A 24,459-nucleotide genomic window follows, 5' to 3' on the forward strand; every position below is an offset into this window, starting at 1 on the left:
GTTCCGGCTCAGCCGTCGGTCCGGCCGCGCCGCAGCATCGCGAAGCCCAGCCCGGCCGCACCGACGGCGGCCATGCCGCCGCCCGCCGTGACCAGCAGCACACCCTCACCCGGACCGTCCGCCAGGGTGTTCAGCCGCAGCGCCTCGGCCGGGCCGGCGGCGGCCGTCCCCACGGCCGCCCCCGCCGCCGTCCCGGTGCGGTCGAAGGCGGGATCGACGCGCCCCGCACCAGTCCGGGTGGCCGTCTTCCGGCCCGCGACCCGCCCGGAGGGGGTGCCGTCGTCCGGGCCGGACACCCGGGACGACAGACGGCCGTCGGGCTGAAGGGACACCTTCAGTGACTCCGTACCGCCGTATCCGACGACGCCGCCCCGGCTGGCGACGTACGAGACCTTGGCACCGTCACCGGTGACGATGTCGGCCTCGTACCCGACCTCCCCGACCCGGTAGACACGGGCCGTGGACACGCCGTCGGCGAGGGCGAGGCTCTTCACGAACGTCCGCGGGGCCGCGGCGGCCGCGGCGGCGGGCGTGGTGTCGGCAAGCGCGGCGGCGACCGGCAGCGCCAGAACACTCCCGGCGCATGCGGCGACGGCGGCGGCGCGGACGAGGGTGCGGCGGACGGTGCTCACGATGCTTCCTTCGGGCGGACGGGAGACGGTACGGGCCGGGAAGAACGACGGCCCGACCCGCAACCCGTGCACCGGGTGGCAGGCCGGGCCTGGGCCCCGCCGAAAAACCTAGAGGGAGGTCGTTGCAGCTCCGCCGTGGTTGTGTAACAACCGTTCGGCACTGTCCCGACGAAGCCGTTACACAAGCACGGGGGCGCCGCCGTGTCCGCACCTGCCGGCCGAGGCCGGCCCCGCCGCCCCCCTTCCGGCCCTCAGCCGAACATCACGCTGTGGACCAGGGGATCGGCGAACGTGCGTCCATCCCCCGGGACGAGGGTGTCCGCAAGCTCTTCGCAGCCTTGGTCGTAGTACACCCTGGCGACGGCGTCGGTGCTGTTCCCGACACTGGTCGCGCCTTGGAGCAGGAGATAGCACTCCCCGTTGTCCGGGTCGTCGATCTCCAGGTCACCGGACTGGGAGGAGTGGTAGAAGAAGGTGCCGTTGGCGGCGTACGCGCTGCCGGCGGGCAGAGCGGTGAAGACGGCCAGAGCGGCAACGCCGGCCAGGGCCGCGCGGCCGATGCGCGCCGACGTCATGCGTGTAGTGATCATGGCCGCCAGGATCCCGGACCAGCCCCGAAGCGGCCCGGTGGACACGGCCCAGCCCCCGAAAGGCCGAAGCGAGCAGCCGTCCCGCACGCCCATCGCGCGCCCCACGCGCCTACCGAGGCCTCTCCGATCCCCGCTGACCCGATGATCCGAAGGAAGCCGGTCAGTCAGTTTCGGTTAGGGCCATGCCCGTTGGGCGGCTTTCCGGAGGCCGTCGGGGGGATTGCCGAGCGCGGTCCGGCCTGCTCCCATGGACGGCGGGGGTGACGCCGATGGCGAAGGCAAAAGCAGCGGCTCCGTTGGGACGGGGCAGGGGGCTGAGGGTCCTGCCGGGCGGTCAGCACGCGCGCGGACGGCTCTACGTCAACACACCCGACGGGCGCAGCGTGGCCTGGTACGACCGCGAGGCGAGCCGGGTCTGCGTGCTCTCGGAAGACCAGACCGATGAAGTACTGGCGGCCCTGCGCCCCTACCTGACCGGCAGCGTCGCCGTCGGCCCGCCACCGGTGCCGTCCAGGGCCGACCTCGTACGCCTGGCCCTGCACCCGGACGACGACCTGGCCCCCAACCGGGCGGGCGAGGCGCTCCTGGGCGAACTCGAATACGGCGCTGCCGGCGCGACCGGCACCCGGGCCCGGCACCGGCTGCGCCAGGACCTCCTCGCACAGCAGCGGATGGGGGCGGAGCTCGACGAACTGGAGGGCGTGGGCTGGCGGGTGCTCCACGCGGTGCCGCTACCGGGAGCCGGCCGCATCGACCACCTGCTGATCGGGCCGGCGGGCGTCTGGTGCGTCCGTACGGTCCCGGGGCGGCGCCAGCGCACTCACGTGGGCGATCTGCTGGTCACAGTAGGGCGGGCGGAGCCCCGCCCGGACCCGCGCTGGACCCGCCGCGCGGCCGAACGGGCCTGCCACGCGCTGACGGTGGCCGTCACCCCGGCCGTGGCGGTGGTGGACGCTTCCCGCGTGGACGTGGCCCCCACCCTCCGAGACGTCCGCGTCCTACGCGAAGGCACCACGACCGCCGCGCTGTCGAGGCAGGGCGGAGTCCTGAAACCGGCCGACATCGAAGCCGTGTACGCGGCGGCCAGGGACAGGCGCACTTGGGAGGGGGTGTAGGCGGCGGCGCGGGTGGTGCGGGTAGTACGGGTGGTGCGGTGTCACGGGTCACGGGTGCCGGGCCGAGGCCGCCGGCCGGTACAGGAAGACGACACGGTCGGCTGACGAGGCTCCACCCCGCCCGGGGGAGACCGGTATGCGCGGGCGGGGGCGGGGTGCGCCAGGGCTCCGCCCGGACGGCGTCTGGGAGCGCCCGAACGGGCGCAGCTCGGGCACGTGGGATCACGGCTGGGTGGACGCCGGTGGGGATCATCCATTCCGCTCCGTGCCCGGCGCGGCCTCCCCGCAGCCCAGCCTTCAGGCCGATGTCCGCTTTCGCGGTGTTGCCTTCTTGGCCGTTGCCGCAGTCTTGGTCGTCTTGGTCGTCTTGGTCGACTTCGCCGTACTCGTCTTGCTCGTCGACTTCTTCGTCCTTGCTGCCCCCGCTGCCCCTGCAGCTTTCGCGGACGACGCCGATGACGATGACGAGGTCGACGTCGTTGACTTCGCTGTGGACGTCGATTTCTTCCCGCCCACGGCCTTCGGCGCAGCCGGAGCCCGCTTGCGGGCAGAAGCGCCGGACCCTCCGGCACCCGAACGCCCACTTGCACCCGACTCCGCACCCCCCGCGCGGGATCGCTTCCGCGTCAGCGGGGTGACCTCCGCCGACCGAGCGGCGCCCGCCGCGCCCTCCGTGCCCTCCGCCTCGGCGTCCTCGCCGCGCGACGCCCTCGCCGCCCGTACGCTCTTCTCCAGCGCGGCCATCAGGTCGATCACCTGGCCGGGCGCGGCCTCCGCGCCCTCCGCCGGCAGCTCGCGTTCGATCGCCTCGCCCGCCTTCGCCGCGAGCATCGCCTCCACCGCCTCGCGGTACTCGTCGTGCAGCGACTCGACCTCGACCTCGCCCAGTGTGGCCATCAGGGCATCCGCCAGGTCGAGTTCGGCATCGCGTACGGTCACCTTCGTGTCCGGTGCCACGCCCTCCGGGGCGCGGATCTCGTCCGGCCAGAGGAGGCCGTGCATGGCGATGACGTCGTCGATGACACGCAGCATGCCGAGCCGCTCCCGCCCGCGCAGCGCGAACTTCGCGATGGCCACGCGTTCGCTCCGCTTCAGGGCCTCGCGCAGGAGGGTGTACGGCTTGGCGGCGGCCACGCCGTTCGCCGCCAGGTAGTACGCCGCGTCCATCTGGAGGGGATCGATCTCCGTGGCCGGTACGAAGGAGACGATCTCGATCGTCTTCGCGGTCGGCAGCGGCAGCTGCGCCAGGTCCTCGTCCGTCACCGGAATGATCGCGCCGTCGGCCTCCTCGTAACCCTTGCCGATCTCCGCCGTCTCGATCTCCTCGCCATCGAGCTCGCACACCTTGCGGTAGCGGATCCGGCCGCCGTCCGCGAGGTGGATCTGGCGGAACGAGATGGAGTGGTTCTCGGTGGCGTTCACCAGCTTGATCGGGATGCTGACCAGGCCGAAGGAGATCGCACCGTTCCAGATGGATCGCACGGTTCCTCCTCTTTCATGGCAATCTCATCGTATGACGCCGATCACATCAGTGGAGGGGCGTCGCCTCGCGCTCAGCAATCTCGACAAGGTCATCTATCCGGAGACCGGCTACACCAAGGGCGAGGTGCTCCACTACTACGCCACGGTCGCGGACCCCCTGCTCGCCCACGTCCACGACCGGGCGGTGTCCTTCCTGCGCTATCCCGACGGGCCGGACGGCCAGTTGTTCTTCACCAAGAACCCGCCGCCCGGTACGCCCGCGTGGGTGAAGACCACCACGGTGCCGCGTTCCGAGGACGAGCGGGCAGAGCAGGTGGTGATCGCCGACCTGCCCACCCTGGTGTGGGCGGCGAACCTGGTGGTGGAATTCCACGTCCACCAGTGGCCCGTGGACAGCCCGGCCGTCGCCGACCGCCTGGTCCTCGACCTCGACCCCGGCGCACCCGCGACCGTGGTGGAGTGCTGCGCCGCGGCCCTCTGGCTGCGCGACCGGCTGCGCGCGGACGGCCTGACCGTATGCGTGAAGACCTCCGGGTCGAAGGGGCTGCACCTGGCCGCACCGCTGGAGCCGACCCCGTCCGCGGTGGTCTCCGCGTACGCGAAGCGCCTCGCGCAGGAAGCGGAGGGCGAGCTGCCGCACCTGGTCGTCCACCGCATGGCCAAGGCCCTCCGCCCTGGCAAGGTCTTCGTGGACCACAGCCAGAACGCCGCTGCCAAGACCACCGCCGCCCCCTACACCCTCCGCGCCCGAACCCTGCCGGCCGTCTCGGCGCCGGTCTCCTGGGAGGAGGTGGCGGGCTGCCGGCAGCCCGGCGACCTCGTCTTCCTCGCCGACGACATCCCGCCGCGGCTGGCCCGCCACGGCGACCTGTACGGCGCGCTCGTCGACCCGGTCCGGGCCCGCCCGCTGCCCGCTCCCCCCGCGCCGGGGCGGTGACCCGCGGTGATCCGGGTCGCGCTGGCCGCCACCGTACGGACCCTGCCGCTGGGGCCCGGGCTCGCGTACGAGCCCAAGTTCGACGGCCACCGGATGGTCATCTCCCGGACCGGCGCGGACGTGGTGCTGCAGGCCCGGTCCGGACGGATCGTCACCAGCGCGTTCCCCGACCTGGCGGGCGCGGCGCGGCAGTTGCCGCCCGACACCGTGCTCGACGGAGAGGTCGTGGTCTGGCACGCCGGCCGGACGGACTTCGCGCTGGTGCAGCGCAGGGCCGCCGCCACCCCGGCGCGGGCCGCGCTCCTCGCGCAGAGCCTGCCGGCCTCGTACGCGGCCTTCGACGTGCTCACCCTCGCCGGGCTGGACGTACGGGCCCGCCCCTACGAGCGCCGGCGCGCGCTGCTGGTGGACCTGCTGCTGCCGCTGGGGCCGCCGCTCCAGCCGGTACCGATGACCACGGACCCGGAACTGGCGGCCACCTGGTACGAGACCCTGCCCGCCAGCGGCATCGAGGGGCTGGTCATCAAACGCCTGGACCAGCCCTACCCGGCGGGCAGGCGCGCCTGGCGGAAGCTCCGGCACACCGACACCAGGGACGCGGCGGTGGTCGGCTACACCGGGAGCGCACGGCGCCCGGCCGCGCTGGTCCTCGTACTGCCGGGCGGGGACGACGAGGCGCCGATGGTGTCGAGCCCGCTGTCGCCCGCGGTGCGGGCGGAGGTGGCGGCGGCGCTGGGGGAGCGGACGGAGGTGGCGCGGCCCGGCGGCACGGTCACCGCCATCGGGCTGGGGGAGGTGCCCTTCCGGGTCCTGGACCCGCCGCTGGCGGCGGAGGTCCGGGCCACGGGAAAACGGCACCCGCCGCCGGAGGTACTGCGGCTGCGGGAGGAGCTGTGAGAGCGGCTGCGGTGCGGGCGCGCGCGAGGACCTGCGTGCGGTGTGCCGCACGCAGGTCCTCCGGGATCGGTCGGTCGGTCGATGTGGTCTGTGGGGCCTACGGGTTTGTGCGCGGGCAGGAGGCCTGCACTGCGCCGGCCCTACGCCGGCTTCACGGTCCCGCCGCCCCCGCCCCGCGGCTTGTGCTCCGGCCAGCGGCGGTGCAGACCGGTGTACTCGGGCTCCCGCTGCTTGCGGGCTTCGTCCGGGTGCGCCGATGTGGTGGATCCGAAGTTTCCGTATCCCTGCATTTCGTGCGGCCGGAGGCCGCCGGTGGGGATCTCGACCTGGTCCCGTTCCTCGCGGACCTCGTAGACCGCCCCGCCCTCGGGCAGGTGCGGCTGGCTCTCAGCAGTCGGCGGCTCGGGCTCACGGTCCCGGACACGCCTGCCCAGCCAGAACATGAGCATCAGGAACCCGGCCACGGCGATGCCGACGACCAGGAACCACGCGGCGTTGCCTGTAGTGCTGTCCATGGCCCCCGTGTACCCGCAGGAAACCGGCTCATGCGTACAAAAAGGGTTCGAATTCCCCCGCCCGTCCGGGGTAGGTGCGCCATGGACGTGCACCCAATCGGAAGGCGGGATCGCACCATGCCCCGCGGATCCTCCCCCAAGCGGGAACGCCAGTACGAACACATCAAGCAGAGCGCCCTGGAGCGTGGCGAGTCCACGGAACGGGCGAAGGAGATCGCCGCCCGCACCGTGAACAAGGAACGCGCCCGTGCCGGAGAGTCGAAGACGGCGAGCAAGCAGTCCCTGGAGGACATGTCGTCCTCCCGTCGCGGCGGCCTGCACTCCCACAAGGGTGCCCAGGGCCCGACGTACGACCAGCTCTATGCCGAGGCGCAGCGGCGCGACATCCACGGCCGCTCGGACATGAACAAGTCGGAACTGAAGAAGGCGCTGGGCGACACCTGACGCCTCCGCCCGGCCAGTGCGGCGGGTCCCCCGGCGGCATGCCGCCGGGGGTCTGCCGGCGAGGGTCTGCCGCCGGGGGTGTGCCGCCGGGGTGTGCGCGTACGCCGATCCGCCCCACGCCGGCCGCCCCCCGGATCAGCCGTAGATCGGGCCCTTCGTGTCCCGCATGGCGCTGCCCTCACGCCCGCCCAGTACGCCCAGGATCTCCGCACAGATGGTCATCGCCGTCTCCGCGGGCGTCCGGGCACCCAGGTCCAGCCCGATCGGCCCGTGGATCCGGGCCAGGCCGGCCTCGTTCACCCCGGCTGCGAGCAGCGCCTCGGTCCGCCGGGCCTGGGTCTTCCGCGAGCCGAGGGCACCCACGTACGGGATCCCCTCCGCGAGCGCGAACCGCAGCACCGGCACGTCGAACCCGGGGTCGTGGGTCAGCACCACCAGGCACGCCGCGTCCCGGTGCGCGGCCAGCGCCTTCTCGCCCTCGGCGGCGTCGGCGACCTCCACGGCCTCCCACTCCAGCAGGCCGGCCTGCCGCGCGATGAGCTTGGCGAGCTCGCCGCCGCCGCAGATCACCACGTGCGGGGCCGAGGGGAACGCCTCGACCAGCAGCAGCCCGGACTCCCCGTAGATCGCGTCCCGGCCCGCCCGCCGGGTGGCCAGCAGCTCGGCCGCGCGCCGCCCGGCATCGGTCGCGGGCGCGTCCACTGCCCGTACGATCACGCTCTCGGCCTGGTCCGCGGCCTCGTTCAGCCGGGTCACCAGCGCCACCCCGGCGCCCTCCCCGAGCAGCTCCCACCACTCGGCCGGTACGCCGGCCAGCGGCTGCAGCAGGATCTCCGCACCGCCGCCGCAGGTCAGCCCGGCCTCGTCCGCCTCCTCCCGGCGCACGGACACCTCGCACACCCGCGCGGTGGCCCCGGCCGGCATCGCGGCGGCCTCGGTGGCCAGCTCGGCGTCGAACACGCCCCGGTACAGGGATCCCGCGCACTCCCCCCGCGCGTCGATGAGCAGCGCCCCGGCCGGATCCCGCGGACCGAACCCCTGTTCGGTCACGGGCCGCGCCAAAAACGCCGCCCGCCCCTCGGAAATCCACTGCCGCGCCGTCTCCACCAGCTCCCGCATGCCCCGGTACCTCCTCGTCCGAACCACCCGTGCCACAAAATGCCAGGTCAACGGCATCAAGCAGCCTTCCCCAAAATCCTAGGCACCCCACTTCCCCCCGAAACAAGCGTTGAAAAGCCCCGTAACGCCCTCCCGTTCCTCGTGTGAACCACCGGACCTGACCCACCCGTGCGGGACGTCCGCGCGTAGGGTCGGAGCCTCGATCGCGGACCGGGCAGGACCCGACCGGGCAGGACCCGACCGGGCAGGACCGGACCGGACGGGACCGGACCGGACGAAGGAGGCGTTGAGGTGACCGGAAGGGCCGGCAGGTTCGGCACGGCCGTCTGCGCAGTGCTCCTCGCGCTCGCCCACTTGCTCACGGGCTACGTCATCCTGATCGCCTACCTCGTCGAGCCGGACGGCCCCTGGGACAGTCAGGCCGTCACCAACTCCGGCTTCGCGTCCGGCACCGCCCTGGCGGGCGCGGCGGTGACGGCGCTTCTCTCATGGGTGTTCGTCAAGGCCGAGTGGCTCCGCGCCTGGTGGTACGCGCTCCCGGCAGCCCTGGCCCTGCTCGCACTCCTGCGCCTGACGCTGCTTTCCGCAGGGCTCTGAAGAGCGCGCAACGCGGCGGACCCGACGCACGGATGCGGCACGGCCGCTCCGGCGCCCGGGTCAGCACGCCACGGCCGTAACGCGGTCCGTGGCCGGACCCACCCCACTGCCGCCGGTCAACTCCAGCCGCCGCCCCGCGAACCGGGACCGGAGCCTCCGATCGTGACTCACGACGATCAGCGTGCCGGTGTACGGGGCGAGAGCCGCCTCCAGGTCCTCCACCACCCCCGGCGCCAGGTGATTGGTGGGCTCGTCCAGCAGCAGCAGGTCGTACGGACCGCCGGCAACCAGCCGCCCGAGTTCCACCTTGCGGCGCTGACCGGCGGACAGTTCCCGGAGCGGCCTGGCCAGATCGGCGCGTATCGACAGCCCGAATCCGACCAGCGTTTCACCGCACTCCTCACCGAACATCCCGAGCACGGAACGGCTTTCACCCGCCCAGGGGTCGTCCTGCCGCAGCAGGCCGACGCGTCCGGGAGCCCGCACGCTCCCGCCCCCGGCCGGCACCAGGCCCGCGAGCACCTGCAACAGGGTCGACTTCCCAGCCCCGTTGGGCCCGGTGACCAGCATCCGCTCACCCGCCGCCAGCCGGAACGAGACCGGCGCGAGCCGCCCCGGAACGGTCAGCTCCCCGACCGCCACCCCTCCCGCGGAGCTGTCGCCCACCGCCCCGAACCGCCCGCTGAACCGCAGCGGCTGCGGCGGCACCGGCACCGGGTTCCCGGTCAGCCTCTCCAGCCGCTCCTTCGCGTTACGGATCCTGCTCATCGCCCCGTGCGCCCGGGACCGGGCCCGGAAGGCCCCCGCACCGCTGAACGCGGCAGGTGCCTTCCGCGGGATCTCCGCCAGCCGCCCGGCATTGCTGTCGGCGAGCCTCCGGACGCGCCGGACCTCCTCGCCCCACTCCTCGTACTCCCGCTCCCACCGTGCCCGGGCGGCGGCACGCGCGGCCAGATGCCCCGCATAGCCGTTCCCGTGCCGCTGCACGGTGCGCCGCTCGTGGTCCACCTCCAGGATGGCGGTGGTCACCCGGTCGAGGAACATGCGGTCATGGGTGACGGCGACGACGGTGCCGCGATGGCCGACAAGCCGCTCCTCCAGCCACCCCACTGCCTCGTCGTCCAGATCATTGGTGGGCTCGTCGAGCAGCAACAGCTCCGGCTCGGCCGCGAGCACCGCGGCGAGCGCCAGCCGCGACCGCTGCCCACCGGACAGCGTCCCGAGCACGCGCCCCCGCTCCAGCGCCTCCCGCTCCCCGAGCCGCCGCAGGACGGCGTCCACCCGCCGGTCGGCGTCCCGCCCGCCCCGGACCTCGTACTCGAGGACCAGCCGCTCGTACGCCTCGACCTCCTCCGGCCCGGCCAGATGCAGCCGCTCCTCGGCGGCCCGGATCCGCCGCTCCAGCTCCCGCACCCCGGCCAGTGCAAGATCCACCGCATCCCCGACCCGCGCACCGCGCGGCAGGTCCAACGTCTGCGCGAGATACCCCACCCCACCGGGCGCCCGCACCGACACCTCCCCTCCATCGGCCCGCTCCCGCCCCGCCAGCAACCTCAACAGCGTGGACTTCCCGGACCCGTTGTCCCCGACGACCCCGACCCGCTCCCCGAGCCGCACAGAACAACTGACCCGATCCAGCACGACCCGAGTCCCGTACCGCTTGCTGACATCGGCCATCACGACCTGACTACCGGCGACTGAAGCACGCAAAGGCAACCCTCCAAGAAAAGAGCGACGATACGTATCGTCTCGTCTTGGGGGGGAGTCTAAGGAAGTGGCGACACCGATGCAAGACGTTTCGTCTCGTCTGGTCGTGAGGGACGCCCATCGGCCGCGCTCAGAGCAGGCGGCGGGGATTCCGCTCCGCGGCGCCCGCCTTGCCCGGCACCTGGCCGTCCACCAGCTCCGCTCTTGGGAGAGCTCGTGCAGGCCCTGGCGATCCGCTGGGACATGCGGAACCGGACGCCCGTCGGCAAGAACGTCGTCGCCGAGCTGGGCCTGCGGGGCTGAACACTCGTTCCCAAAGGCGTTGTTAGGGTGAATCCGCCAAGTCGTACACCAAGGGAGGGGACCCGGTGGCGTTCGAAGAGGAATGGGCGGCGGCCAAGCAGAGCGCTGCTGCCTCCCCTGGCGGCTCGTCGGACGACCTGGTCGTCACGCAGGACGACCTGGGTGCCGTCGGACACGAGGCGTTCCTCGTCCACGGTCAGCTGCGCGGGAAGACGGACATCGCCGGCACCGGTGCGACGGCACGGGCCGCGGCCGAGTGCTCCGCCCGGAACCTGGCCATGGGATCGGAGCTGTCGGTGACGCTCTCCACCTGGGACTCGCAGGTCGGAGGTGGACGACCTCCAACGTGAGGCCAAGAGCATCCACGCGGTCCTTGCCGACGCCCATGAGGAGCTGACGCGGATCCAGAAGCAGGCGAAGAACCTGGCCGACGAGGCAGGGAAGGGTGACCCGAACCACGACCCAGAGCCGGATCCGGGGCTGCTGGTGTACGACGGCGGTGGTGGCACGGGGACGCCAAGCCCGCCGAGCAGGCCGAGCTGCGAAGGCTGTGGCAGTCGCTCAGTCCTGACGCCCGCGCGCAGCTGTGGACCGCCCACCGGAACGACCTGCTCGCCGCCGGACTCTTCAACCCGTCGGTCAAGCAGGTGGCGGCCGACAGGGGCTCCGGCAAGCACGGAGCGGAGGACCCGGGCTGGGGCGACTGGGGCACCAGGATGAAGATGAACCTGCTCGTCATCGGCGCCGACGGCGGTGATCTGAACGACGCCTCACGGCACATGAAGCACTACCTGGACAACACCGGTACCCCGATGGAGCTACCGGTCGACAAGATGCTCACGGACAACCAGGGCTTCCGGACCTACACGGAGAAGTTCCACCTCCTCGGGAACGCGGACACGTGGCGTGAGCAGGCGCTGGCGGAGTACGAGAAGAACGGTGGTCGGCCCGTCGTGATGCCGGTCGAGACACCCGGTGAGGGCTATTACTTCAATGACGCAGACCCCAACTGGTACTACGCGGTCGGCGGCGTCCAGTCGAACGTGACGGGGGTGGTGACCGTCGTGCCGGGCGCGGACGGCAAGCCGGTGGTCGGCCTCGACTACCAGGTCAACGTCTGGGACCGGTACAACTGGGACCAGGGCAAGGGCGTGACCATCGGGAAGTTCGAGATCCCCGACGGCGAGCCGGCCCAGCAGCACAGGGTCGGTCTGGCCCAGGAGTTCAACATGGCGGGAAGCGGCCCGGTCAAGCACTACGGGGTGGGCAGCGGAGCGGCAGTGCCCGCTCCCGACGAGCCCGGACGTGCCGGCGAGCGCAGTGACCCGGGCCGTCATGCCCGGGACGGCGGAGGGGACATCGACCGATGAACGGTCTTGCGGCTCCGGCGGGTGCCGGGAAGGGGAAGCCCTGGCAGCGGCGCCTCGCCATCGGCGCCTGGGTCTTCTCGGGCCTGTGCGTCCTCGGCGTCCTCGGGGCGGTCGTTTGGGTCATGTACGAGGTGCGGCAGCCGGCTGGGGCCGAGCGAGGGGCGTGCTGCTGGCAGGAGAACGCCACGCCCGAGTGGACGGCGGGCGTGCTGGGGCTGCGGGTGCCGGAGACGGCCACCGACCGGCGGGCCGGGCTGCACTCCAACGAGCAGTACGACGCTGCGCTGCTCGCCTTCACGGTGACGACCGCGGAGGCGGACCGCTTCGTGCGGCCGCTCCGGCGTGAGGGTACCCGGATGCTGCCCAACCCGAAGCCGGAGAAGCAGGGCTTCACCCGCAGCGACGGCTTCACCCACCTCGGCCTCCCCGAGCCGGAAACCCTCGTCCAGGGCATGCTCAGCACCAGTGTCTGTCCTCGCGAGGCGAAAACCCCCGAAAGCGGCGCACTCCGGCTGTGCGCGCAGCTCCACACGCACGAGCTCCAGCCCGGCACCACGCGCGTCTACATCTGGGCCGGCAGCGACGCACCCATCGAAAGGCCACCGTCCTGACGGGAGGCCCCGACGCAGCCCTGCTGCACGGCGGGACGACCGCGAAGTCGCCCCGATGAGGCCCAGGAGGAGGAGCCGCAACTACAGCCCGCGGATCTTGCGGCCGGACTCGGTGGCCGGGTACAGGATCGCGTCGGCCACACGGCCGCCGGAGTCCTTGACCCCGCCGCTGAAGTTGAGGCGTCCGGTGGTGCCGGTCTTGGCGGCCACCCCGTCCCAGTAGACGGGTTCGCGCTCCCACCGGATTCCGGCGAGCAGGCGGTGCAGGTCGTCCGCGCTCATGGCGTGCGCAGGGTCGGCCCAGGGCGTGGTGTGGTGCGCGGCCACGCCGATGCCCGCGATCACGGCGGGGGCGGTGATGGCGCTGCGCTCCGTGAAGTGACGCAGATGGTCGCTGATCAGCCCACTCAGCATCGGCGTCAGCACCCGCTCGACGAGTTCGGCGTCGGTACCGGCGGGCAGGTCCTCCTCCTGGACCGTCTCCGAGGAGCGGCTCAGGCCGGAGCGACCGTAGAGGGCGGCGACCACGAGCGCCCGGAGCGCGGAGAGAGTCACGACCTCGGTCGCCGTCTTGCCGACCTGGCGCTTGCTGGCGTCCACCAGCTTGCTGAACGGTTCGCTCCGTCCGTTGATCTCGACCTTGACGGTCTCGGTGAGGCGGTGGGTGAGCCGGGTGGCGAGGTCGCGCTGGTCCATGGACATGGAGAGGTTCTTGGACACGTCGACGCCGAGGACATTGCGGTCGTGGAAGATCTGCCGAGCGTCGGAGGCCGCGAGCCCGACGTACATCTCGAAGGGGATGCGCACGGCCGCCAGCTGCGGGTAGCCGAGCCCGAAGCTCTCGGGGTCGTTGTACAGATCGTGCCAGGCCGTCAGCTGGGTCTCGCCGTCGACGGCGACGACGGTGGCCCCGGGCGCGATGGTGATGTTGCGCAGGCCGCTGCCCGGAATCAGCTCCTCGCTGATGGCCGCGAGCCGGTCGGCGTGCCAGAACGTGATCGGAGGGGTGGACCAGGCGTCGCCGAGTGCTCCACTGAGCCCGGCCGCGATGTAGTCCGCGTACGATCCGGCGTTCTTTCCCTTCGCCGTCGCCTTCAGGGTGCGCTGGACCTGGGCACGGATCTCCGCGTGCTGGCGCATCTTGCCGGACGCGGCCTTGAGGGACTTCTGGTCCTCCTCGCGGCGGGGCGAGGGAACGATCTGGAGCAGGGCGGGGAGGGAGATGGTTCCGACCACCGCGTCCTCACGGAACGGCATCACGGTGACCTGGGTGCCTTCGACGACGGTGGTCGGGAGGGACAGGCGCAAGGGGATTCCTCGATTCGGGTTCGACTCGACTGGCGACACACGCCGCTTCCAGTGGCAAGCGTGAGCAACGTGGCCACTCAATGAAAGCGCTGTCAATCGACTTGACGTGTTTGACGGTCGTTGTAGAGTGTTAGCTGTTGGTAGCCGAAACGTTCAGGGACCTTGTGATGACCCCACCCCCAGCTGGCCCCTCTGCCCCCTCGGCGCAGGTGACCGCCGCGGAGATCTCCCGTATCGCCGGGGTCACTCGGGCGACGGTCAGTAACTGGCGCCGGCGGCACGAGGACTTCCCCAGCCCGGCGGGCGGTACCGAATCCAGCCCGCTGTACGACCTCCATGCCGTACAGGACTGGCTGCGTGGCCGCGGGCACTCCTCGAACGCGGCGCCCGACGAGGAGCTCCGTACTGCCTTGCGCCTGACGGGACCCGGTTCGGGGATCGCGGCGCGTCTGGTGCCCCTCGTGCTCGCCGCCTCACAGCGGACCCCCGCCGAACTGGACCAGCTCGGAGCCGCGCCCGACGAGGAGCTGGTCGTACGCGCCCACCAGGCCGCCGACCGTCTGCCCTCCGCCGTCCCGACGGCGGGCCCCGTGGCGTACGGACCCCAGGACGCGGCGGCGATCCGAGCCCTCCTGGCCTGCGTCCGCGCGGCCGGCCCCCCGGCAGCCCTCGACGTACTGGCCGAACGTGAACTGGAGGAGGGCACAGCAGGCGGCACCTACCAGACCCCCGAGGGCCTGGCCTCACTCATGGCCGGCCTGTTGCCGGACGACGCGGCCAGCGTCTTCGACCCCGCCTGTGGCAGTGGCGGCTTCCTCGTCGCGGCGGCCCGCCGGGGAGTGCGGGAGCTGTACGGCCAGGACATCCTTGCGGTGCAGGCACAGCGCACTGCCGTGCGCCTCCTGCTGACTGGTGCGGACGAGGGTGTGTCCACCGACTCCAAGGTGTCGATCCAGCCAGGCGACAGCCTCCGCACCGACGCCTTTCCCGATCTGACCGCGGACGCGGTCCTGACCAACCCCCCGTTCGGCGATCGTGACTGGGGACACGAGGAGCTCGCCTACGACCCGCGCTGGGCGTACGGAGTGCCCACGCGGTTCGAATCGGAGCTCGCCTGGGTCCAGCACGCCCTGGCCCACCTCCGCCCCGGCGGCCACGCGGTCATGGTGATGCCTCCGGCCGTGGCCTTCCGCGTGTCCGGCCGGCGCATCCGCGCCGAACTGGCGCGCAGTGGGGCTTTGCGTGCCGTCGTTTCCCTGCCGGTGGGCGCGGCCCACCCCCTCCACATCGGCCTGCACGTGTGGGTCCTCCAGCGCCCGGAGCCCGGCGGCGCCGAACACACCTCCGTCCTCTTCGTCAACGGTGAGGGAGACCAGGCGGAGCCGCGCGGTACCCGGGGCGGCAGCCGGACCAGACAAGAGCCGGTCGACTGGGCCGAACTGACGGCCAGGGTGCTCGTTCCATGGCAGGCCTACGAGGCGGCGCCGAACGATTTCACGGACGTGCAGGGGATCGCGCGGGCCGTACCGGTCGTCGACCTGCTGGATGACCTGGTCGACCTGACCCCGGCACGGCACGTCCGTGTGTCGGCGGCGGATGTGCCGCCCATGGAGTTGGCCCGGCAGGTGTCGGAGCTCCGGGCAGCACTGTCCAAGCAGCTGACTGCCCTCTCCGCGGCAGTGGGCCGGGATGACTGGCGGCCGGCGGAATCCCCGGCCGGTGCCGCCGACACCTGGCGTACCGCCACGGTGTCGGACCTCACGCGAGGCGGCGCCCTCACCCTGTTCCGGGGTGCGGTCCCTGCCCCTGCCCGGGACACGGCATCCGCGCCGGACGGCCGTCTTCCGGGTGACGCGCCCCCACGAGTCCTGACCAGTGGCGACGTTGCCGCCGGAACCTCCGCCTCCGGGACGGTGGACCGGCTGCGCACCGACCCGGCCCAGGCCGTGACGGTCGCCGCGGGGGACGTCGTCGTCCGCGGCGACGTCCACGCAGGCTCCATCGGTCGCACGATGGCGCGTGTGGCGGAGGAGTCGGACGCCGGCTCCATCCTGGGCCCCCACCTCCACCTGCTCCGCCCGGACCCGAACCGTCTGGACCCATGGTTCCTGGCCGGCTTCCTGGGCGCGGCGGACAACATCGCCGCGGCTTCCACCGGCACGACGATCGTCCACGTCAATCCCGGTCGTCTGCGCGTCCCGCTCCTGCCGCTGGACGAACAGCGCCGCTACGGAAAGGCGTTCAGACAGGTCCACGTGCTCCGCAGGAGCGCGGCCCGCACGGCACAGATCCTCGAAGAGGTCGCCGGGGCGATGTCCAACGGCCTTACGGTGGGGGCTCTCCTGCCACCGCCGGCCGACGCCTGATCACCGCCCCCCCACTTACTTCACACCACACCCTCGAACAGCTTCACCTGGAAGGAAACCGGGGAACCCTTGAACAGCAGCAAGCACACGGAACTGGCGAACCATGCCTGGTCCGTCGCCGACCTCCTGCGCGGCGACTACAGGCAGCACGACTACGGCAAGGTCATCCTGCCGTTCACGGTGCTGCGCCGGCTGGAGTGCGTCCTGGAGCCGACCCGGGAGAAGGTCGCGGAGACGGTGGCCGAGTACAAGGGTCAGGAGGACATCGACCCGGACTACTGGCTGCGCGAGGCATCGGGCCACTCCTTCTACAACACGAGCGACCTGACCCTCCGGAAGATCGCCAACGACCCCAAGAGCGCGGCGACGAACCTCCAGATCTACGTCTCGGCCTTCTCGGAGAACGCCCGCGAGGTCCTCGAGAAGTACGAGTTCGCCCAGCAGATCAAGCGGCTGGACGGCGCCGACCTGCTCTACCAGGTCATCGGCAAGTTCACCGATCTCGACCTGCACCCGGAGAACGTGCCCAACCACAACATGGGCTACATCTTCGAGGAGCTGATCCGCCGCTTCGCGGAGCAGTCGAACGAGACGGCGGGCGAGCACTTCACTCCCCGCGAGGTCATCAAGCTGATGGTCAACCTCCTGATCGCGCCGGACGGCGACGCCCTCACGGTGCCGGGCGCGGTCCGCACGATCATGGACCCGGCCTGCGGTACCGGTGGCATGCTGTCGGCCGCGGAGGACTTCATCCGGGATCACAATCCCGATGCCACGGTCGAGGTCTACGGCCAGGAGCTCAACCCCGAGTCCTGGGCCATCTGCCGGTCCGACCTGATGATCAAGGGCCAGGACCCCGAGCACATCGCCTTCGGCAACTCCTTCAGCGACCCCGCCCACCGCCGTGAGAAGTTCGACTTCCTGCTCGCCAACCCGCCGTTCGGCGTGGAATGGAAGAAGGTCAAGGACGAGGTCGAGTACGAGCACAAGAACCTGGGCGAGGCCGGCCGCTTCGCCGCGGGCCTGCCGCGCATCAACGACGGCTCGCTGCTCTTCCTCCAGCACATGATCTCGATGATGAAGCCGGTGGACGCGAAGGGCGGCGGCGGGTCCCGCATCGCCATCGTCTTCAACGGCTCCCCGCTCTTCACCGGCGCGGCCGGCTCCGGCGAGTCGGAGATCCGCCGCTGGATCCTGGAGAACGACTGGCTGGAGGGCATCGTCGCCCTCCCGGACCAGCTGTTCTACAACACGGGCATCTCGACGTACTTCTGGATCCTGACCAACAAGAAGGCCCCCGACCACAAGGGCAAGGTCGTCCTGCTGGACGCGCGTGACCAGTGGCAGAAGATGCGCAAGTCGCTCGGTGACAAGCGCAAGGAGCTGGGCAAGGACCACATCAAGGTCGTAACCGAGCTGTACGCGGAGGCGGTCCAGGCCGCGGCCGACCCTGCCCACCCCGGCCACGCCAAGGTCAAGGTCTTCGACAACGCCGCCTTCGGCTACCAGCGCATCACGGTCGAACGCCCACTGAAGCTCCGCTTCGAGCTCACGGAGGAGACGCTGACCGCCCTGACGGCCTCGAAGCCGCTCCAGAAGTGGGCCGAGGAACGTTGCCTGCCCGGTGTTCCGGAGCTGGCCGCCAAGGTCAAGGCGCGCCGGAAGCTGACCGATGAGGAAGAAGACCAGTTCAAGAGCCTCCTCGCGAAGGAGCTCACCCTGTTTGCGGATGCCCTCAAGCCGCTGATGGGAACAACCTGGGCGACCAAGTCCGAGGCGCAGCTCGCCCTGAAGGACGGGGTGGTCGGCGCCGGCCTCATCTGGCCGACGGGAGCCCCCTTCGCGAAGGCGTTCCGCGACACGATCGGCCTCCGCGACTCCGAGGGCGAGGTGCAGAAGGTCAAGGGCGAGCCGGAGCCGGACACGGAGCTGCGGGACTACGAGAACGTGCCGCTGGGCGAGGACGTCGAGAAGTTCTTGAAGCGCGAGGTCCACCCGCACGTCCCGGACGCGTGGATCGACCACACGAAGACGAAGATCGGCTACGAGATCCCGTTCACGCGGCACTTCTACGTGTATGAGCCGCCGAGGCCATTGGTGGAGATCGACGCGGAACTGAAGGCTCTGGAGGCGGAGATTCAGTCGCTGCTGGGCGCGGTGACGGAGTGATGCAGATGCAGAGCACATCACTTGGTTGGGCGCCAGCCCTGCCCGCTCATTGGAAGGTGGTTCCGCTTAGCCTCGTCGCGAAGATGGGCACTGGACACACCCCTGATCGAGGGAAGAAGGAGTACTGGGAGAACTGCTCTATCCCGTGGGTAACCACGCCCGACGTGTCTCGGCGAGATGCCACGCTTGAACCGCTCATGCAGACCGAACAGCACATCAGTCAGCTTGGCATGGAAAATAGTGCCGCAGTGCTGCACCCGGCAAACACGGTGATGCTTTCCAGAACAGCCTCCATTGGATATAGCGTGCGTATTGGTCGACCGATGGCCACCACGCAGGCATTCGTTACCTGGCTCTCTGGGCCCGAACTTGATTCCCGGTACTTGCTACTGGTAATGAGGGCCATGTGGCAGGAGTGGCGCAAACTGGCCTATGGGTCTACGCACCTGACCATCTACATGCCAGATCTTGAGTCAATTCGGATTCCCCTTCCTCCCTTGGAGGAGCAGCGCCGTATTGCCGACTTCCTCGAGGTCGAGACTGCTCGCATTGACGACATCACTGCTGTTGCGAACCGCCTGCGCGTCGTACTACATGAGCGCCGCGAAGTTCAGCGGTCCTACACCTTGCGGGGCATGCGTGTGCCTGGCCCGCGCATGATCCACCCGATGCTGGGGGATCTTCCTGCCTCTTGGGAAGTGCTTCCCTTGAAGAGACTTGTACCAAGAATCGGTGTTGGTGTGGTAGTGGATCCATCCTCGTACTTCAAGGATGAGGGGGTCCCCTTCCTGAGAGGGTCGAATGTTACGGACTCGGGGCTGGATCTTACGGATGTCCGGTTCATGTCTGAGATTGACAGTGTAAAGCTCTGGCGCTCGCGACTGGAAGCCGGTGACGTGGTGGTCATTCGGGCCGGTTATCCGGGTCGGGCAGTTGTAATTCCTGAGCATCTGGAGGGAGCAAACTGTGCGTCCCTTATCGTTGTGAAAAAGGGAGATCGGCTGACCCCGAAATATTTGGAGGCCTATTTCAATAGCTCGCTCGGGGGTGTGTACGTGGACTCCGTTCGATATGGTGCCGCCCAGGAGCAGGTAAACGTATCACATGTGGTCGATTTTATGGTGCCGGTGCCGGAATTGGCTCAGCAGTATGAGCTGGTGAATGAGCTCGAAGAACAAGAGAGTTCGAATCGCACCCTTGACTCCAAGCTGTCTGCGCAGATGGCTCTTCTTGCCGAGCGTCGCCAGGCGCTCATCACTGCCGCTGTAACCGGACAGTTCGACGTCTCCACCGCCAGCGGACGCAACGTAACGGAGGGAATCACCCCATGAGCCCCGTCCACCACGAGTCCGCCTTCGGCTCCGCCATAGTCACTGCGCTCACCGAGCGCGGCTGGCGTGAGGCAAGCCCCGCCGGCTATCAGCCCGACCTCGGCCTGGACACCCAGGAACTCTTCGAGTTCATTGGCAACACGCAGGCCGAGGAGTGGCACGAGCTCCGCACCGTCTACGGTGACGCCAGCGAGGCCCAGCGAGGCTTCGCCCGGCGCCTGGACCAGGCCATCGCCAACGACGGTCTGCTCCACGTCCTCCGCAACGGCGTAAAAGACCGGGGCGTACGGCTCCGTGTCGCCTACTTCAAGCCGAACCTGGTCGCCGACGACTCCGTCCTCGACGGCTACCGCGCCAACCGCCTCACCGTCGTCCGCGAGCTCCCCTACGCCACGAAGCAGCTCGACTGGAACAACCGCCTCGACCTGACCCTGTTCCTCAACGGCATCCCCGTCGCCACCGCCGAGCTCAAGAACCCGCTCACCGGCCAGGGCGTAGAGCACGCCAAGGAGCAGTACCGCACCGACCGCGACCCCACCGAGCCGATCTTCACCCGCCGGGTCATCGCTAACTTCGCCGTCGACCCCGACCTGGTCTTCGTCGCGACCGCTCTCAAGGGCAAGAACACCCGCTTCCTCCCCTTCAACACCGGCTCCGAGGGCCCCGGCCGCCCCGGCGGCGCAGGCAACCCCGCACCCACCGCCTTCGGCCAGTACGCCACCTCCTACCTCTGGGAGCAGGTCTGGGAGCGCGACAACTGGCTGGACCTCCTTCAGCGGTTCGTCCACCAGCAGAAGTCCAAGACCCCCGGCGGCGGCACCACCCGCACCACGATCTTCCCCCGCTACCACCAGTGGGACGTCGTCAAGAAGCTCACTGCCCACGCCGCCACCCACGGCGCCGGACAGGACTACCTGATCATGGCCTCGGCCGGGTCGGGAAAGTCCAACACCATCGGCTGGCTCGCCCACCGCCTCTCCGACCTGCATGCCGACAACGACCCGCGTGTCCTCGACCAGGAGGCGCTCACCGCCGGTCTGATCAGGCCCGGCGCACCCGTCTTCGACAAGGTCATCGTCATCACGGACCGCCGCAACCTGGACGCCCAGCTCCGCGAAACGGTCGGCAGCTTCTCCCAGACCGACGGACTGGTCGTCAAGATCGACGAGAAGAGCGGCGCCAAGAGCGAGCAGCTCGCGCGTGCGCTCTCCCGCGACACCGGCAAGATCGTCACGGTCACCCTGCACTCGTTCCCCGCGCTCCTGGACTACCTCCAGCGCAACCCCACCGAGATCAAGGGCACCACCTTCGCGATCGTCGTCGACGAGGCCCACTCCTCCCAGTCCGGCGAGGCGGCCACCTCCGTGCGCGCCGCGCTCCGGGACCTCGGTCTGGACTCCGACTCCGAGGACGCCGGCGCGACCACGCTCACCGTCACCGAGCAGCTCAAGAAGAAGGCCGAGGAGCGCTCCAAGGCCGCCAACCTCTCCTACTTCGCCTTCACCGCCACCCCGAAGGGCAAGACCCTCGAACTCTTCGGCACCCGGGACCAGGCCAACGGCGAGCCCACCTACCGCCCCTTCCACACGTACTCCATGCGCCAGGCCATCGAGGAAGGCTTCATCCTCGACCCGCTCCGGAACTACGTCACGTACAACACGTACTGGAAGCTGGTGAACCAGAACCACGACGAAATGGAGGTCGACCCCGCCAAGGCGAACTCCCTCCTCGCGCGGTACGTGCTCACCCACGACTCGACGGTCTCCCAGCACGCCCAGGTGATCGTCGAGCACTTCGTCACCCACACCCGCGGCCGGCTCGGCGGGCGCGCCAAGTCGATGGTCGTGACCGCTTCCCGGCATTCCGCCGTGCAGATGGCCCGTGCCATCAAGAGCTACATCGAGGACCGCGACTACCACACCAAGTACCCGGACCTGGGGGTCCTGGTTGCCTTCTCCGGCTCCCTCACCATCGACGGCGACGAGACCACCGAGCCGAAGGAGAACGGCGGCCTGGCGGAGACCGCACTTCCCAAGGCGTTCGGTTACACGCGCTCCGACGACAAGGCGGTCCAGGCAGGCGGCAAGGGTCAGCCGGAGTACCGGATCCTGGTCGTCGCCGAGAAGTACCAGACCGGCTTCGACCAGCCGCTCCTCACGACCATGTACGTCAACAAGAAGCTGACCGGCATCTCCGCGGTCCAGACCCTCTCCCGGCTCAACCGCACCACCGAACGCAAGACCCAGGCCGACCTGGCCGTCCTGGACTTCACCAACGAGGCCGAGGACATCAAGGAGGCGTTCCGCCCCTACTTCGAGGAGGCGAACACCCTCCCCTCGGACCCCAACCTGCTGTACACCGCCCAGAGCCGGGTCATGTCGGCGCCGATCATCTCCGAAGACGAGATGGATCAGTTCGCCACCGCCTACTTCGCGGCGAAGGAGAAGGCCGGCGGCTCCCCGGCCAAGTGGGAGAGGCAGCACGCGGAGCTGTACCGCCTCCTCACCCCGGCCGTCGCCCGCTACGAGGCCCTCCGGGACAACGACGAGGACGAGGAGCAGGTCCAGACGGCCGAGGACTTCCGGGCCGACCTCCACGACTACGTACGCAAGTACGGCTTCCTCTCCCAGATCGTCCCCTACCACGACCCCGACCTGGAGCGCCTCAACCTCTACGGCCGCTTCCTCCTCACCCGGCTCCGTGGCCGTACCGACGGAGGCGTAGACATCGGTGAAGTGGACCTCAGCCACCTGCGCGTACAGAAGACCGGCGAGCACGACGTTTCCCTCAACCCCGATGGGCCGGCGACGATGCCTGGGCTCGGTGACGGCGCGGGCGGAGCCAAGGAGGCCGAGAAGTCGCTCCTGTCCGAACTGATCGAGAAGTTCAACGCCAAGTTCGGCACCGAGTGGACCGATCAGGACGTGGTCCGGCCGTTCGAAGCGACCATGGCCGACGTCAAGGTACGAGCCGCCGCCGTCGTCAACGACGAGGACAACTTCGGCAAGGTGTTCGACAAGGAGTTCGAGCGCCAGATGGCCAAACACGTCCACACCGTGGCCGGCCTCGGCCGCCAGTACTTCGGCGCCGACCGGAACTTCAAGTCCAGCCTCGACCGCAGCGCCCGCCGCGCCGCGTGGCGGATGATCCGCCGCGAGGAAGGCGTGGACGACGCCGCGTAGCACCTCCGTGCGGGTCGCGTACATCGGCATGCTGTACGCGACCCGCACCGTGCCCTGCTACGCCTGAGGCTCGGATGCCAGCGCCACGAGCCCGGCCCAAGCGGTGGGGTCCATGGTCAGTACAGGCCCACCGAGCTGCTTGGAGTCCCGGATGTGCACAATGCTGCAGCTGGTGGCCACTTCCACACAGTCGCCGCCCTCAGCGCCGCTGTAGGTGCTCTTCCGCCAGACGAGTTCCGATGCTGCGGGCGCAGTCTGTGCGGTGTTCATAGCTCTCCCAGCAACTTCTCGATGAATTCCAGGGTCTCTCGTGGGGTGAGAGCCTGGCTTCGGATGATCCCATAGCGGGCGGCTGCCATGTGGGTCTCGTCCCGGTCCGTCCGCAGGCTGCTCCGGCCCTGGACCTCCATGTACACCAGCTGTTGTCCGCCCTTGCGAGTGATCACGGTGAAGGGCCCGTCCACTCCCGCGTTGTCCTCGCGGTCGAGTGGCATGACCTGGATTTCCACGTTGCGCTTGTGACCGATGAGCAGGAGACGTTCGAGCTGGCTGCGCAGAACGGCCGTTCCACCCAGTGGCCTGCGGAGTACGGATTCCTCCATGACGAAGCTCAGAAGCGGCGCCGGCCAGCGATTGAAGATTTCCTGCCGTGCGAGGCGGGCGGCAGTCCGAAGCTCGATGGTCTCCTCGTCCAACAGCGGGCGCCGCATCGAGAGGACTGCTCGGGTGTACTCCTCTGTCTGGAGCAGTCCTTTCACCATGTGCGTGTCGTAAGCACACAGCTCAACCGCCTCGGCCTCAAGTCGCGCCATGTCCCGGAAGAATGCCGGATACTGCGCCCGCGCCACCTCCTCCTTCAGCGCCTTCAGCACACCACCCGCATCCAGCACCTCGTCCGCCTGGTCGATGAACCGCGGCGGCGGGATCCGCCGCCCCTGCTCGAACGACGCGACCGACTGCGACGCGTATCCCACCCGCTTACCGAACTCCGCCCGCTCCAGTCCGGCTCGGGTCCGCAGCAGCTTCAGCTGGCGCCCGAAGACGATCACCACACCCTGCCCCGGTTCATCCTCCGGGCGCTGCCCCACCGGCTCCCGCTCGGCCCCGTCATCGTCCTGTATCGCCGCCACCCTTCAGCGCACGTACACCGCGCCGATGTCCCGCGGACAAGCCCCACGCGACGGCGCGTCACCCATGGTCACGCTACGCCACCACGCCCCACCGTGGTGCCATGACGAGCAACCCCACCAGCTCCATCGCCACCGCCCGGCCCGCCCAGAACCCCCACCCCACCCACCACTTCGAGATGCGGTTCAGCTCCACCCCGCGAGGTGCCCGCCTCGCCCGCCGACTCTGCGGCGAGCGGCTGCATGCCTGGGGCATCCCGTACGGCACCGAGGCGCATGACACCGTCACCCTGCTCGCGGCCGAGCTCACGGCGAACGCCGTCCGCCACGGCCGCGTGCCCGGCAGGGACTTCCACGTACGTCTCACCACCGCCCCCGACGCGACCGTACGCATCGAGGTCACCGACACCCGGGGCGAGCGGCACCCCGAGCCGGCCACCCTCCACCCCGGCCCGGACCGCACCGACGGCCGCGGTCTGCTCCTCGTGGCGGCCCTCGCAAGCCGGTGGGGTTGGCACCTCCGAACCTGCGGGTCGCCCGGCAAGAGCGTGTGGGCCGAGTACGGGCAGGCATGACGGACGGAACCACAACACCATGGCTGCTTCTCGGCCATAGCCGCCAAACCTGGCCAACCTCTATGGACGGAAGATCGCCACA

At 70.0% G+C, this 24,459-nt stretch carries 22 protein-coding genes; 13 read left to right on the plus strand and 9 right to left on the minus strand.

The features are described 5' to 3' along the window. Positions 1-8: 8 nt before the first annotated feature. Positions 9-632 (minus strand): hypothetical protein, encoded by a 624-nt coding sequence (locus ACGFQ9_RS19835; protein WP_393575197.1) that lies wholly within the window; start codon positions 630-632, stop codon positions 9-11. Positions 633-883: 251 nt separating this feature from the next. Then, complete coding sequence (locus ACGFQ9_RS19840; RefSeq protein WP_393575198.1) at positions 884-1,222, minus strand: hypothetical protein; 339 nt, start codon at positions 1,220-1,222, stop codon at positions 884-886. Positions 1,223-1,491: 269 nt separating this feature from the next. On the opposite strand from ACGFQ9_RS19840, the gene ACGFQ9_RS19845 reads away from it, so the two are divergent. After that, on the plus strand, positions 1,492-2,337 hold the full coding sequence (locus tag ACGFQ9_RS19845; RefSeq protein ID WP_393575200.1) for a nuclease-related domain-containing protein: 846 nt from the start codon (positions 1,492-1,494) through the stop codon (positions 2,335-2,337). Positions 2,338-2,634: 297 nt separating this feature from the next. Here ACGFQ9_RS19845 and ACGFQ9_RS19850 read toward each other — a convergent pair whose 3' ends face one another. Then, positions 2,635-3,819 carry a Ku protein gene (locus ACGFQ9_RS19850; protein ID WP_393575201.1) on the minus strand — a complete coding sequence of 395 codons (1,185 nt, stop codon included), beginning with the start codon at positions 3,817-3,819 and terminating at the stop codon, positions 2,635-2,637. A 31-nt stretch (positions 3,820-3,850) separates the two neighbouring features. Between ACGFQ9_RS19850 and ligD the strand changes: the two genes are divergently transcribed. Continuing rightward, complete coding sequence (ligD, locus tag ACGFQ9_RS19855; protein ID WP_393575202.1) at positions 3,851-4,756, plus strand: non-homologous end-joining DNA ligase; 906 nt, start codon at positions 3,851-3,853, stop codon at positions 4,754-4,756. A gap of 9 nt (positions 4,757-4,765) precedes the next feature. Further along, positions 4,766-5,653, plus strand: coding sequence for an ATP-dependent DNA ligase (locus ACGFQ9_RS19860; protein WP_393575386.1), 888 nt, complete (start codon positions 4,766-4,768; stop codon positions 5,651-5,653). A gap of 140 nt (positions 5,654-5,793) precedes the next feature. Here ACGFQ9_RS19860 and ACGFQ9_RS19865 read toward each other — a convergent pair whose 3' ends face one another. Next, positions 5,794-6,168: a DUF6479 family protein gene (locus ACGFQ9_RS19865; protein WP_393575204.1), complete on the minus strand. Its 375-nt coding sequence runs from the start codon at positions 6,166-6,168 to the stop codon at positions 5,794-5,796. A 117-nt stretch (positions 6,169-6,285) separates the two neighbouring features. On the opposite strand from ACGFQ9_RS19865, the gene ACGFQ9_RS19870 reads away from it, so the two are divergent. Then, positions 6,286-6,612, plus strand: coding sequence for a plasmid stabilization protein (locus ACGFQ9_RS19870; protein ID WP_393575206.1), 327 nt, complete (start codon positions 6,286-6,288; stop codon positions 6,610-6,612). A gap of 135 nt (positions 6,613-6,747) precedes the next feature. Here ACGFQ9_RS19870 and ACGFQ9_RS19875 read toward each other — a convergent pair whose 3' ends face one another. Further along, positions 6,748-7,662 carry an XdhC family protein gene (locus ACGFQ9_RS19875; protein ID WP_393575208.1) on the minus strand — a complete coding sequence of 305 codons (915 nt, stop codon included), beginning with the start codon at positions 7,660-7,662 and terminating at the stop codon, positions 6,748-6,750. Between the two features lie 360 nt (positions 7,663-8,022). Between ACGFQ9_RS19875 and ACGFQ9_RS19880 the strand changes: the two genes are divergently transcribed. Further along, positions 8,023-8,328 carry a hypothetical protein gene (locus ACGFQ9_RS19880; protein ID WP_393575210.1) on the plus strand — a complete coding sequence of 102 codons (306 nt, stop codon included), beginning with the start codon at positions 8,023-8,025 and terminating at the stop codon, positions 8,326-8,328. A 60-nt stretch (positions 8,329-8,388) separates the two neighbouring features. Here ACGFQ9_RS19880 and ACGFQ9_RS19885 read toward each other — a convergent pair whose 3' ends face one another. After that, a complete protein-coding gene (locus ACGFQ9_RS19885) occupies positions 8,389-10,005 on the minus strand; it encodes an ATP-binding cassette domain-containing protein (protein WP_393575212.1) in 1,617 nt (538 codons plus the stop codon). A gap of 398 nt (positions 10,006-10,403) precedes the next feature. Between ACGFQ9_RS19885 and ACGFQ9_RS19890 the strand changes: the two genes are divergently transcribed. From ACGFQ9_RS19890 to ACGFQ9_RS19900, 3 genes are all read left to right on the plus strand, one after another. After that, entirely contained in the window at positions 10,404-10,688 is a 285-nt protein-coding gene (locus tag ACGFQ9_RS19890) for a hypothetical protein (protein ID WP_393575214.1), read from the plus strand. Between the two features lie 297 nt (positions 10,689-10,985). Further along, a complete protein-coding gene (locus ACGFQ9_RS19895) occupies positions 10,986-11,708 on the plus strand; it encodes a hypothetical protein (protein ID WP_393575215.1) in 723 nt (240 codons plus the stop codon). Then, positions 11,705-12,319 (plus strand): hypothetical protein, encoded by a 615-nt coding sequence (locus ACGFQ9_RS19900; protein WP_393575217.1) that lies wholly within the window; start codon positions 11,705-11,707, stop codon positions 12,317-12,319. The genes ACGFQ9_RS19895 and ACGFQ9_RS19900 overlap by 4 nt, the downstream gene beginning before the upstream one ends. Positions 12,320-12,400: 81 nt before the next feature. Here ACGFQ9_RS19900 and ACGFQ9_RS19905 read toward each other — a convergent pair whose 3' ends face one another. Beyond that, positions 12,401-13,627, minus strand: a complete 1,227-nt coding sequence (locus ACGFQ9_RS19905) for a DNA sulfur modification protein DndB (RefSeq protein ID WP_393575218.1) — start codon at positions 13,625-13,627, stop codon at positions 12,401-12,403. Positions 13,628-13,794: 167 nt separating this feature from the next. Here ACGFQ9_RS19905 and ACGFQ9_RS19910 point away from each other — a divergent pair, with 167 nt between their 5' ends. The 4 genes from ACGFQ9_RS19910 (at position 13,795) to ACGFQ9_RS19925 (ending at position 22,675) form a co-directional block, all read left to right on the plus strand. After that, on the plus strand, positions 13,795-15,993 hold the full coding sequence (locus ACGFQ9_RS19910) for an N-6 DNA methylase (RefSeq protein ID WP_393575220.1): 2,199 nt from the start codon (positions 13,795-13,797) through the stop codon (positions 15,991-15,993). Between the two features lie 69 nt (positions 15,994-16,062). Beyond that, positions 16,063-18,162 carry an N-6 DNA methylase gene (locus tag ACGFQ9_RS19915; protein WP_393575222.1) on the plus strand — a complete coding sequence of 700 codons (2,100 nt, stop codon included), beginning with the start codon at positions 16,063-16,065 and terminating at the stop codon, positions 18,160-18,162. Further along, positions 18,162-19,493 (plus strand): restriction endonuclease subunit S, encoded by a 1,332-nt coding sequence (locus ACGFQ9_RS19920; protein WP_393575223.1) that lies wholly within the window; start codon positions 18,162-18,164, stop codon positions 19,491-19,493. Before ACGFQ9_RS19915 ends, ACGFQ9_RS19920 begins: the two co-directional genes overlap by 1 nt. Continuing rightward, a complete protein-coding gene (locus tag ACGFQ9_RS19925; RefSeq protein WP_393575225.1) occupies positions 19,490-22,675 on the plus strand; it encodes a type I restriction endonuclease subunit R in 3,186 nt (1,061 codons plus the stop codon). Before ACGFQ9_RS19920 ends, ACGFQ9_RS19925 begins: the two co-directional genes overlap by 4 nt. Positions 22,676-22,732: 57 nt before the next feature. On the opposite strand, the gene ACGFQ9_RS19930 is transcribed toward ACGFQ9_RS19925, so the two are convergent. Both ACGFQ9_RS19930 and ACGFQ9_RS19935 read right to left on the minus strand, forming a co-directional pair. Next, positions 22,733-22,945, minus strand: coding sequence for a DUF397 domain-containing protein (locus ACGFQ9_RS19930; RefSeq protein ID WP_393575226.1), 213 nt, complete (start codon positions 22,943-22,945; stop codon positions 22,733-22,735). Further along, positions 22,942-23,805 (minus strand): helix-turn-helix domain-containing protein, encoded by an 864-nt coding sequence (locus tag ACGFQ9_RS19935; RefSeq protein WP_393575229.1) that lies wholly within the window; start codon positions 23,803-23,805, stop codon positions 22,942-22,944. The genes ACGFQ9_RS19930 and ACGFQ9_RS19935 overlap by 4 nt, the downstream gene beginning before the upstream one ends. Before the next feature lie 101 nt (positions 23,806-23,906). Here ACGFQ9_RS19935 and ACGFQ9_RS19940 point away from each other — a divergent pair, with 101 nt between their 5' ends. Continuing rightward, positions 23,907-24,377 carry an ATP-binding protein gene (locus ACGFQ9_RS19940; protein ID WP_393575231.1) on the plus strand — a complete coding sequence of 157 codons (471 nt, stop codon included), beginning with the start codon at positions 23,907-23,909 and terminating at the stop codon, positions 24,375-24,377. Positions 24,378-24,459: the final 82 nt, after the last annotated feature.

The organism is Streptomyces sp. NPDC048603 (assembly GCF_043199475.1).
GTDB lineage: Bacteria > Actinomycetota > Actinomycetes > Streptomycetales > Streptomycetaceae > Streptomyces.